Source organism: Hydrogenophaga sp. GW101-3F08 (genome assembly GCF_059424585.1).
Map to the genome: position 1 here is coordinate 96,467 of NZ_JBWKZP010000006.1, position 11,715 is coordinate 108,181.

Sequence of the window (11,715 nt, forward strand, 5' to 3'; positions counted from 1 at the left end):
GGTTTCCCGTAGGTCGTGGGAACCGGTCCATTCTTACAAAGTTCCTGGCCTCACCCTGGAGCCAGGGTCGGCGCACTCAGAGTTCGCCGTAGCTGTGCAGGCCCGAAAGGAACATGTTCACCCCGAGGAACGCGAAGGTCGTGACCACCAGCCCCACCAGCGCCCACCAGGCCGCCACGGTGCCGCGCAACCCCTTCATCAGGCGCATGTGCAGCCAGGCCGCGTAGTTCAGCCAGACGATCAGCGCCCAGGTTTCCTTCGGGTCCCAGCTCCAGTAGCCGCCCCAGGCTTCGGCCGCCCACAGCGCACCCAGCACCGTGGCGATGGTGAAGAAAGCGAAGCCGACCGCGATGGCCTTGTACATCGCGTCGTCCAGCACCTCGAAACTGGGCAGACGCGCGGCGATGCGGTGGCGTCCGTACATGATGGTCGCCACGATCAGCGCGGAAATACCGAAATAAACGAACCAGTAGCTGCCCCCCTTTTCGGCCGCCGACTGGCGAAACACGATGGGCTCGAAACACAGCACCACACCCAGCAGCCACAACGGAGCGAGCTTGTACCAGCGCGATTCGCTGGCGCTCTGCTTGATCAGGAAAGCGAACGCCAGCATCGCGGCGATCGCAAAGGTGCCGTAACCGATGAAGTTGGCGGGCACATGCAGCTTCATCCACCAGCTCTGCAGGGCGGGCACCAGGGGCTGGATTTCATGCGCTTCGCGAATCACCGTGTACCAGAGCAGGAAACCCACCGCCGCGCTGACGACCAGCATGACGAACGCGCCCATCGAGCGGGTCTTGTAGTGGTCTTCGTAGTACAGGTAGAAGGCCGCGGTCATCCAGCAGAACAGCACGAACACTTCGTAGAGGTTGCTGACCGGGATGTGGCCGATGTCCGGGCCGATCTGGTGGCTTTCGTACCAGCGCACCATGGTGCCCACCAGCGCCAGCGTGACCGCGACCCAGGCCAGGCGCGAACCCAGCAGCTCGAAGGTCTGGCCACCGCGGCTGAACATGCCGACCCAATAAAACACGGTGCTCATGAAGAACAGCATGCTCATCCAGAGGATGGCCGACTGGCTGGAGATGAAGTACTTGAGCATGAACACCTGGTCTGCCCGGGCCAGGTCGGCCGTGCCGGCCGGGGTCTGGTACAGCCAGATCGCCAGCAGCGCGAGCGCGCCCACCACCACCACCAGGACGCGCAGCGGTCGCCAGAACCAGCCCAGCCAGATCATCGAGGGCACCGCCCCGATCAGGATGCCTTTCTCGTACACGTCCATGGCCGCGTTGTACCGGGAGAAAGCGATCAGCCCCCCGGCCACCATCAGCACGGCGAACAGCCAGTCCCACACATTGCGGCGGGCGAAATAGCCGGGCTCCATGCCCGAGCCATCGGAGCCCTTCTTCAATTCAATGGTCTGGGTGACGGTGGCGGAGGTGGTGTTCATGGCGAAACCTTCAGCAATTGGCTTTTCAAGACGTTGAACTCACGGTCGGCTTCCATGGTCCTGCGGTTGGACGACAAGGCCATGCTGGCCTGTGACGACCGCTCTCCGGTGGGCGAAAGCCACACCCACACCCGGCGCTCACGCACGTAGAGCATGGCAAAAACACCCAGGATCAGCAAGAGGCAACCCAGGTAGACGATGTTCTGCCCCGGCGCGCGCGCCACCTGGAACACGCTGGCCTGCACATGCTTGAAGTCCTTGAGTTGGAAAGTCATGGGCGCGGGGTAAAAGAAGGCGTCGCTCAGGCTCATCACGGCGGCCGCCATGAACTGCTGGGTGGTGTCGCCGCGTTCGAGTGGCGGCAAACCGGCGCGCTCGCGGCTGAGCTGCATCAACTCGAACAGGGTGCCGTTGAGGATGCGCACCAGCACGTCGCTCGCGCGTTCACGCTCGGCCTCGGGCACATTGCTCTCCAGGAAGGCCGACACCGCCTGCAGGCCCCCTCGAATCGGGGTCGGTGCCCCGGTGGCGTCCACGGGCGCCAGCTTCACCTGCTCGGCCCCGGCGAACAGGCCAATGGCCCGCGAGGCGGACACCTGCAGCGCCTCGGCCAGTTCCGGTCGGTTGCCCTCGACGGCCGACAGGGCGTAGCGGCGCACCGCCAGTTCGCGCATGGCCGGATCGGCCAGGGCTGTGCGCAGGCGCACGAAACCGTCCATGCTGTCTTGCGCATCGGCCGGGATGCGCAGGTAACGCACGGGCTCGGACGGGGTTTCGCGCACGCCCAGCAGGAACATGCGCACGCCGTCGATCTCCACAGGCAGCATGTAGTTGTTGTACTCCACCGCCTGCCCGGCGGCATCGCGCAGCTTGTAGGTGACGCTCGGTCCCACGTTGCGCAGCGTTTTTTCGGTGCTGGTCTTGTGCCCGGAGCCCAGGCGGCTTTCGATCGAACTGCGCAGATCGACCTTGCGCACGTCCACGTCCGACCCGCCGTTGACGTTGGCGAAGTTCTCCACGTTGATGACGCGCAGCCCGGTGTACTCCAGCGTGAGCTTGTCATCGCCATTGGTCAGCGCGCTCGTTCCCCCGATCACGCCCGCCACCTCGAACGGCTTGACCTGCCCGTTGAGCGGGACGGCCTGCAGCGTCACGCGCGAGCCCCCGTCGTCAAAGCTGGACTGGTAGATGTTGATGCCGCGGTGACTCGCCGGGTGGTTCACCTCGACACGCGCCGGTTTCTGCTCACCGGTTTCGTGATCGTGGATCACGATGTCGCTGGCGAACAGTTTGGGCATGCCGGTGTCGTAGTACTCGATGATGAATTTCTTGAGCTCGACGGAGAACGGCAGGTCCTGCAGCAACACCCCGTTGGGCTGGGCCAGGATGGCCGTGCCCGCCGTGGTGCCTTCGGTGACCAGCAGGTTGCCCCGGAAAGTGGGGTTGCTGGCGGACAGCCGGTGCTGTGCCGGCACGTCGGCGATGAGGCCACCGCCCGTGAACGGCGTCTTGCCGTTGAACCACATCTGGGCCCGCACGATCAAGTCGCCGTCCAGCAGCCCCCCCACGCAGACCAGCACGATGGCGCTGTGCGCCGCCAGATAACCGATCTTGTTGGCCACACCCTTCTTGGCCGCCACCATCCAGCCCACCCCGGCCGGGGTTTCACGCGATTGCAGCTTGACCTTCCAGCCCGAGCCGAGCAGTTGTTGCCCGATGCGGTTGGCCGCCAGCTCCGGCGACTCGTCCAGCGCCGCTTCGGTCCGGTTGGGGAACGCCTTGAGGCTCTGCTCGCGGATGTTTTCCTTGAAGGCCTTGAAATCGATGAAGATTTTGGGCGTGTTGCGCACGATGCACAGGCTGGTGCTGGCCACCAGGAACGCCAGGATCAGCAGGAACCACCAGGCGCTGTACACCGAGAAGAGGCCGGCGCTGGCAAACACATCGGCCCAGAACGGGCCAAACTGGTTGACGTAATTGTTCAGCGGCTCGTGCTGCTTGACCAGGGTGCCGATCACCGACGCGATGCAGATCACAGTCAACAGCGAGATGGCAAAACGCATGGATGACAACAACTCCACCAGTTCGCTGGTGATGCGGGAGCCGGTGCGGATCTGCAGGCCTTGGGTGGAGACGGTCATGAAGGGCTCAAAAGGAACGGTCCAACAAAAAAGGCGGTCCTGGTGGAACCAGAACGCGCCCTGATGTGATGTGAATTCTGGCTGGCCGTTCAATGCGAAAGGAGAATTTCACGCATTGTGCCGCCAAATATTAACGATTACTTATATCCCCGGTCATCCCCGGGGGCTTGCCTCAGCGCAAGCCGGCGATGTAGTCGGACACCGCCTGGATCTCGCGGTCGTTCAACTTGGCCGCCACGCCGGTCATCTGGGCGTTGTTGTTGCGCGTGCCATCGCGGAAGGCCTTGAGCTGGGTGACGGTGTATTCCGCGTGCTGGCCCGACAGACGGGGGTACTGGGAGGGGATGCCGGCACCGTTGGGGCTGTGGCAACCGGCGCAGGCAGCGATCTGGCGGTCGGCAATGCCACCGCGGTAAATGCGCTCGCCCAGACGGACCAGGTCTTTGTCCTGGGCAAAACCGGTCTTGGCTTTCTGCTCGGTCAGCCAGTAAGCGACGTTGCGCATGTCATCATCGGACAGGCTGCCGGCGAAACCCTTCATGATCGCGTTGTCCCGCTTGCCGGACTTGAACTCGCTCAGCTGCTTGACCAGGTATTCCGGATGCTGCTGGGCCAGGCTGGGATTGGCCGGCGTGGTCGAGTTGCCGTCGGCAGCATGGCAAGCCACGCACACCTGGCCGAACAAGGCCGCACCTTTGGCCAGATCGGGCTTGGCCGACTGGGCATGGGCACTGAACGACAAGGCTGCGGCGGCAGCGGCACAAAGAAGTGAAACGGGCAATTTCATGACTGGGCGGACGTCGGGGGCGACGGGTTCGGGTTGAGGAAATTCGCAATGTGTCTGGACTTAGCCAATCAATTTTACAATGCCCCACCGGGAAAACCCCAAATGACCCATCACCACACTCCAGCCCCCCCCAAAGCCCCGCCAACCCGGGGCGCCCCGGCGGCGCAAGCCGCCGCCCACGCTGGAAAAACCGCCGGCCCAGGCCAGGTCGATGCCAAGATCGCGCACGGCTGGCTGCACACCGCCCGCTTTCTCACCACCGCACCCCAACTGGAGCACCTGCCCGAGCTGGGCATGCCGGAAATCGCGTTCGTTGGCCGCTCCAACGCCGGCAAGTCGACCTGCATCAACACGCTGACGCAACAGAAGCGGCTGGCGTTTGCGTCCAAAACCCCGGGGCGTACCCAGAGCATCAACCTGTTCGCGCTCGGCAAACAGGGCGTCACCGACGCGGTGCTGGCCGATCTGCCCGGCTACGGGTACGCCGCCGTGCCGCGCGAGGCCAAGCTGCGCTGGCAACGCGTCATGGGCAACTACCTCCTGACGCGGGCCAATCTCAAGGGCGTGGTGCTGTTGATCGATCCACGCCTGGGGCTGACCGAACTCGACGAGATCCTGCTCGAAGTGATCCGGCCGCGGGTCGAGGAAGGCCTGAAGTTCCTGGTGCTGCTGACCAAGGCCGACAAGCTCAGCCGCTCGGAGGCTGCCAAAGCGCTGTCGATCGCGCGGCTGCAAAGCGGTGGTGGCGAAGCGAAGCTGTTCTCCGCCTTGAAGAAGCAGGGACTGGACGAAGTGGCCCTGCTGCTGTGGCAGTGGGCCCACGAACCCGCCGGCGCGATGGCCCCAGCCGCTGCCAGCGCCGAGGAGGAAGACGAGCCGCCCGCGCTGGATTGATCCTCGGCGCCACCGCTGGCGCCTGCGGTTGCTCAGTCGCCGTTGTAGAGCGACGCCTCGCCCGGCGGGCGCGTCTTGAAGCGCTTGTGCACCCAGTAGTACTGCTCGGGCATGGTCGCGATCATGGCTTCGAGCTTCTGGTTCATCGTGGCGGTGTCGGCCACCGCATCCTCACCCGGGTAGTCGCTCCAGGCGGGCAGCACCTCCACGTCGTAGCCCTCGCGCGTCATGCGGCTGATCACCGGCACCACCCGCGCATGGCCCAGGCGGGCGATGCGCGGCAGGGTCGGCACGGTCGCGGTGGACACGCCGAAGAAGGGCACGAACACGGATTCCTGCGGCCCCATGTCCATATCGGGCAGCAGGTACAACGCGCCACCGCCGCGCACCAGATGGATCACGGGGCGCAGCCCCTGGTGCTTCTCCACCAGCTTCACGTCGCCAAAACGCAGCCGCCCCGCGCGGATCCATTGGTCCACCGCTTCGTTGAGCTGCCCGGCATAAATGCTGATGAGTGGGCGCTTCATGTTCAGCGACACCGCCATGCCCCCCGCATCCAGCCCCACGAAATGCGGCGCGAGGATCACCGTGGGCTGCTCCACCTGCAGCTCGTGGGTGGCGCCGACCATCCGCAACCGGGCGCGCACCGTGGCTTCGTCCGCTTCCCAGAGCCAGCTGCGGTCCAGCCAGGCCTGGGCAAAGTGCACGAAATGCTGGCGCACGGCCCGGCGCCGCTGGGCCTCGCTGTCCTGCGGAAAACACAGCGCCCAGTTGGTGCTCGCGATGCGCCGCCGACGCGCGGCCACCAGATGCAGCACCTGCCCCACCAGCCAGCCCAGGCCCCGCACCCAGGACAGCGGCAGGCGCGCCAGCAGGCGCATGAATCCCAGGCCCAGGCGGTCGCTCCAGCGCTGGGGCGCCTCCGATGGCTGAGCGGTTTCGGTGGTTTTCGACATGGACAAGAAGGAGGCCTTGAAAGGGGTTTACCGCAAAGGGAGCGACGTGCCGGGGCCAACGTCCGCGCCGGCCTGGCCATGTGGCACCTTGTACCGGGCATAGGACCACAGGTACTGCGGCGGGCATTCTCGCACCAGCGATTCCATGGCCCGGTTGATCTGTCGGGCCGCTTCGTGCGCATCGGTGGACAGCGTGTCCGCGCCCGCCGGTCCCAGGGGGCGCACCCGCACCAGATAGCCCCGTCCCCAGCTCAGCCGCTCACCCCAGATCAGCACCACCCGGGCCCCGCCCGAATGGGCCAGGCGCGCCGGCAGCGTCATGGTGTAGGCCTCGCGGCCAAAAAAAGGCGCCCAGAGCCCCTGCCCGGCCGGGGGCACCTGGTCGGGCAACAGGCCCACCGCCTGCCCGGCTTTGAGCGCTTTGATGAGCTGTTTCACACCGGCCAGCGTGGTCGGCGCAGTGCTCAGCCCCGGGCGATTGCGCGCATTGGCCACCAGTTCGCGCAGCCAGGGCTGCCGGGCCGGACGGAACAACACGGTGACGGGCTGCTGCTGCCCGAAACGCTGGGCATAGGCCTGCGCGGTGATCTCGAAACAGCCCAGGTGTGGCGTGAGGAACAACACCCCCGCCCCGTGCGCCTGCGCGGCTTCGATGTGGGCCGCACCCTCCCAGCCCACGCGGACCGGGCGCCCCAGCCACAACCGGGGCAGCTCCGCCACCAGCTTGCCCGCCTCGCCCACCGAGGACCAAGCCACCATCCGCGAAAAACCCGCCTGCTTCACGTTGGCAAACAGCTGGCGGCGGTAGCGACCCGAGAGCAGGAAGCTGAGCCAACCCAGCAGCCAGCCCAGCGCGTGCAGCACGGGCAAGGGCATCCAGGACAGGAAACGGAAAACCAGTTGTACGAAAGCAGTCACGAAGTGCTCGGATGGACGGGCGTGGCCGGCGACGGCGGTATTCTTCGGGGTGGCGCGTCGCCCTCGGCGAAAAGGGTTTTCGGCGATGGCGACGGCGCTTGATTTAAACTACGCCCATCGCCGAGTTATTGAACTAATTGCGGGGCGATTCACAAATTCCGCTAAAGCGTTCGCCGAACTCTGAAGACCGGCAACGCCGATCAACCTAACCGGAGTTTATATGGCGAACGACTTTCTCTTCACTTCCGAATCCGTCTCTGAAGGCCACCCCGACAAGGTGGCCGACCAGATCTCCGACGCCATCCTCGACGCGATCTTCAAGCAAGACCCACGCTCCCGTGTGGCCGCCGAGACGCTCACCAACACCGGCCTCGTGGTGTTGGCCGGCGAAATCACCACCAATGCGCACGTCGACTACATCCAGGTCGCACGCGACACCATCAAGCGCATCGGCTACGACAACACCGAGTACGGCATCGACTACAAGGGCTGCGCCGTGCTCGTGGCCTATGACAAGCAGAGCAACGACATCGCCCAGGGCGTCGACCACGCGAGCGACGACCACCTGAACATCGGCGCCGGCGACCAGGGCCTGATGTTCGGCTACGCCTGCGACGAAACGCCCGAGCTGATGCCCGCGCCCATCTACTACGCACACCGCCTCGTGGAGCGCCAGGCGCAACTGCGCAAAGACGGCCGCCTGCCCTTCCTGCGCCCCGACGCCAAGAGCCAGGTGACCATGCGTTATGTGGACGGCAAGCCACACAGCATCGACACCGTGGTGCTTTCCACCCAGCACAGCCCCGACCAGAGCGAAACACCGCACAAGATGAAGGCATCGTTCAACGAGGCCATCATCGAAGAGATCATCAAGCCGGTGCTGCCGAAAGAGTGGCTGAAGGAAACCCGCTACCTGATCAACCCGACCGGCCGCTTCGTCATCGGCGGCCCGCAAGGCGACTGCGGCCTGACCGGCCGCAAGATCATCGTCGACACCTACGGCGGCGCCTGCCCGCACGGCGGCGGCGCCTTCAGCGGCAAAGACCCGAGCAAGGTCGACCGCTCGGCCGCTTATGCCGCACGCTACGTGGCCAAGAACATCGTGGCCGCAGGCATCGCGCGCCAGTGCCAGATCCAGGTGGCCTACGCCATCGGTGTGGCCAAGCCGATGAACGTGACGGTCTACACCGAGGGCACCGGCGTGATCCCGGACGAAGCCATCGCCGCGCTGGTCAGCGATCACTTCGACCTGCGCCCCAAGGGCATCATCCAGATGCTGGACCTGTTGCGCCCGATCTACGAAAAGACCGCCGCCTACGGCCATTTCGGTCGCGAAGAGCCCGAATTCAGCTGGGAGAAGACGGACAAGGCACAGGCGTTGCGGGAAGCCGCAGGCCTCAAGTAAGGCCACACTCTCGGCCTGGGAGCACGCCTCCGTCGCGCAGCGCTATACCACGTCGCCAGCGGCCGCGCTTGCATGACCGCCCCAACAAGCCCCTGTGCATGCGCCAGGGGCTTTTTTTTTCCCGCCATACGGTTTCAAATGAGCGCAGGATTCAGCCTGACCTGAATTTTCGCCCCTTCCGTCCGATAAGACCTGGACAGACCTTACTCACGCTGCGCACCGCAACGATCTGGAGCCTTCCATGCACCCCAACAACAGCCCGGAACGAACCGACGCCCCGCCAACGGACCTTGAAACGCTGGTGGCCCAGCGCACCCACGAACTCCAGAAAGCCCTTGATCGCGCACAAGCGCTGTACGACCACGCCCCTTGTGGGTACCTGTCGCTCGATGCGCAGCTGCGTCTGGTCAACATCAACCAGACGCTCCTGAGCTGGCTGGGCTACCGCCGTGAGGAAGTGCAGGAAGGAATGGACATCTTCCAGTTGATCGACCCGACCTGGCGCACCGCGATCCAGGGCCGGCTGATGACCCTGCTGCAGCAAGGGCAGACCGAACCGCTGGAAATCGAGGTGCTGCACAAGGACGGCCGCCGTTTCCATGCCTTGTTCTCGTCCACCGCGGTGTACGACGAACAAGGCACGTTCCTGTACAGCAACACCACCCTGGTCGACATCAGCGAGCGCAAGGCCGCTGAACAACGCGTTGCCGCCCACGATGGTTTCCTGCAGACCATCACCGACCGCATTCCGGCGCGCCTGGCCTACTACGACAAAGACCTGATCTGCCGCTTCGCGAACACGGCCCATGCCAGCCGCTACGGCAAACTCGCTGGCGAAATGGTGGGATCGCACCTGACCCAGGTCGTGCGTCCCGACCTGCTGCCCGAGATCCTGCCGCGCGTGGCCGAAGCGCTCAGTGGGCATGTGCAGAGCTTCGAAGCCGAGCGCACGTCCGCCGACGGCACGCGCAGCTTCTATGAAATCCACTACATCCCGGACGTCCAGAATGGCAACGTGGAAGGCATCTTCATCGAACTGCACGACATCAGCGAGCGGCGCCGCACCGAAGAGTTCGTGCTCGAAGCCAACCGCGATCTGGAAGAGCGCGTGCGCGAGCGCAGCGCCGAGCTGTTCCAGAGTGAGCAGCGCTACCGGCTCATGGTCGATGCGATCCAGGACTACTGCATCTATTTCGTGGACGAAGAAGGTGCCGTGACCGAATGGACCGAAAGTGCCCAGCGCATGCACGGCCACCGCCGTTCGCAAATGCTCGGTCAGCCCTACACGACCCTGCTGGCGCCCGAAAACGCGGGGGAGGACGAGGTCGATCCCGGCCAGGTGCTGCGCCTGGCCAAGACCCATGGCCAGTGGGAAACGCGGGGTTGGCGCCTGCGCGAGGACGGTTCCCGTTTCTGGGCCCACACCGTGCTGACCGCGCTGAGCAACGAAGCCGGTGAACTGCAGGGCCTGTCCAGCATCACGCGCGACATGACCGCCTCGAAGAGCCTGGAAGACGTGATGAACGACCTCAACCGGGAACTGGAAAAACGCGTGGCCGAGCGCACCCAGCAACTGGTGGCGGCCAACAAGGACCTGGACGTGTTCTCGCACATGGTGTCGCACGACCTGCGCGCGCCGTTGCGCCACATCGCCAGCTTCGTAAGCCTGCTGCAGGAGCAGCTGGGAGAGTCCAGTGACAAGCTGGTAAAGCAATACCTGAACTCCACCGCCACGGCCAGCAAGCGCATGAGCCACATGATCGAGGGCCTGCTCGAATACGCCCGCCTGGGCCGGGTGACCATCGAGTCGCAGCCCGTGCCGCTGACCCCCCTGCTCGAGGGCATCGTCGCCCACCTGAAGCAGGAGAACCCGGGCCGCTCCATCGAGTGGGTGGTCGAGGACGATCTGCCGGTGGTGCGTGGCGACGCCATGCTGCTGGCCCAGGCCTGGAGCAACTTGCTGGGCAATTCGGTCAAGTACACCCGGCCGCGCGAAAACGCCCGCATCGAAGTGGGCTGGAAGGTCAACCCGGTGGGCGGGCGGACCTTCTATGTGCACGACAACGGTGTGGGCTTCGATCTGGAGAAAGCGCACAACCTGTTCGTGATGTTTCAGCGCCAGCACCACTCCATGGACTTCGAAGGCACCGGTACCGGGCTGGCCCTGGCGCAGCGCATCATCGAGCGCCACAACGGCCGCATCTGGGCCGAAACCGCACCTGGCGAAGGCTGCACCTTCTACTTCACCCTGCCGTTCGAAGGCCTGGAGCCCGAGCTCGATTTTCCGAAGTCGTCGCTGGTCGAACTGAGCGCCTGAGCGGCGCGCGGGCACGCCGGATAATCGCGGCGTGAACCCCAGCCTTCCCACCCGCGCATCCACCGTTCCCACCGCCCTCTTTGCCCTGCACGGCCGGGTGGCGCTGGTCACTGGCGCGAGCCGGGGCCTGGGCCTGGCCATGGCCTGCGCACTGGCCGCGCACGGCGCCACCGTCTGGCTCAACGGCCGCGACGCCGCCAGCCTGGAACACGCCGTGGCCCAGGCCCGGGCGGCCGGCCAGGCCGCGGGGGGCAGCGCCCATGCCCTGCCGTTCGACGTGAGCGACGAGGCCGCCGCCAGCGCCGCCCTGGCCCAGCTGCTGGCGCACAGCGGGCGGCTGGACGTGCTGCTCAACAACGTGGGCCAGCGCCGGCGCGAGCCGCTGGACCAGTTGCCAGCCCAGGCCCTACGCGAGCTGCTCGAAACCAACCTGGTCTGCGCCTGGCACCTGTGCCGCGAAGCCGCGCGCCCGATGCGCGCGCAGGGCTTCGGACGCATCATCAACGTCACGTCGATCGCCGGGCCGATCGCCCGCGCGGGCGACGCCGCCTACACCACCACCAAGGGTGCGCTGGAGGCGATGACGCGCGCGCTGGCGGCCGAGCTGGGCCCGCAGGGCATCAACGTCAACGCCATCGCCCCGGGCTACTTCGCCACCGAGACCAACGCGGCCATGGTGGAAGATGCCCAGACCCTGGGCTGGTTGCGCCAGCGCAGCGCGCTGGGCCGCTGGGGCGAGCCGGCCGAGATCGCCGGGGCGGCGGTGTTCCTGGCCAGCCCAGCCGCCAGCTACGTCACCGGCCAGGTGCTGGTGGTCGACGGCGGTTATCTGGCGCATTTCTGAGCG

At 65.6% G+C, this 11,715-nt stretch carries 9 protein-coding genes; 4 read left to right on the forward strand and 5 right to left on the reverse strand.

Annotated elements, in window-relative coordinates; genetic code table 11:
• Window positions 1–76: 76 nt before the first annotated feature.
• The 3 genes from ccsB to AC07YZ_RS16175 form a co-directional block, all read right to left on the reverse strand.
• On the reverse strand, window positions 77–1,450 hold the full coding sequence (ccsB, locus tag AC07YZ_RS16165; protein WP_494795446.1) for a c-type cytochrome biogenesis protein CcsB: 1,374 nt from the start codon (window positions 1,448–1,450) through the stop codon (window positions 77–79).
• Window positions 1,447–3,591 (reverse strand): cytochrome c biogenesis protein ResB, encoded by a 2,145-nt coding sequence (locus AC07YZ_RS16170; protein WP_226491780.1) that lies wholly within the window; start codon window positions 3,589–3,591, stop codon window positions 1,447–1,449. The genes ccsB and AC07YZ_RS16170 overlap by 4 nt, the downstream gene beginning before the upstream one ends.
• 172 nt (window positions 3,592–3,763) lie before the next feature.
• Window positions 3,764–4,378, reverse strand: coding sequence for a c-type cytochrome (locus tag AC07YZ_RS16175; protein ID WP_226491779.1), 615 nt, complete (start codon window positions 4,376–4,378; stop codon window positions 3,764–3,766).
• A gap of 102 nt (window positions 4,379–4,480) precedes the next feature.
• On the opposite strand from AC07YZ_RS16175, the gene yihA reads away from it, so the two are divergent.
• On the forward strand, window positions 4,481–5,272 hold the full coding sequence (yihA, locus tag AC07YZ_RS16180; protein WP_494795447.1) for a ribosome biogenesis GTP-binding protein YihA/YsxC: 792 nt from the start codon (window positions 4,481–4,483) through the stop codon (window positions 5,270–5,272).
• Window positions 5,273–5,304: 32 nt separating this feature from the next.
• Here yihA and AC07YZ_RS16185 read toward each other — a convergent pair whose 3' ends face one another.
• Complete coding sequence (locus AC07YZ_RS16185) at window positions 5,305–6,228, reverse strand: LpxL/LpxP family acyltransferase (RefSeq protein ID WP_494795448.1); 924 nt, start codon at window positions 6,226–6,228, stop codon at window positions 5,305–5,307.
• A 27-nt stretch (window positions 6,229–6,255) separates the two neighbouring features.
• Window positions 6,256–7,146, reverse strand: coding sequence for a lysophospholipid acyltransferase family protein (locus tag AC07YZ_RS16190; RefSeq protein ID WP_494795449.1), 891 nt, complete (start codon window positions 7,144–7,146; stop codon window positions 6,256–6,258).
• 220 nt (window positions 7,147–7,366) lie between these two features.
• On the opposite strand from AC07YZ_RS16190, the gene metK reads away from it, so the two are divergent.
• The 3 genes from metK to AC07YZ_RS16205 all read left to right on the forward strand — a co-directional run bounded on the left by metK (window position 7,367) and on the right by AC07YZ_RS16205 (window position 11,712).
• Window positions 7,367–8,551, forward strand: coding sequence for a methionine adenosyltransferase (gene metK, locus AC07YZ_RS16195; protein WP_494795450.1), 1,185 nt, complete (start codon window positions 7,367–7,369; stop codon window positions 8,549–8,551).
• A gap of 241 nt (window positions 8,552–8,792) precedes the next feature.
• Window positions 8,793–10,868, forward strand: a complete 2,076-nt coding sequence (locus tag AC07YZ_RS16200) for a PAS domain-containing sensor histidine kinase (protein WP_494795451.1) — start codon at window positions 8,793–8,795, stop codon at window positions 10,866–10,868.
• Between the two features lie 31 nt (window positions 10,869–10,899).
• Window positions 10,900–11,712, forward strand: a complete 813-nt coding sequence (locus AC07YZ_RS16205) for an SDR family oxidoreductase (RefSeq protein ID WP_494795452.1) — start codon at window positions 10,900–10,902, stop codon at window positions 11,710–11,712.
• Window positions 11,713–11,715: the final 3 nt, after the last annotated feature.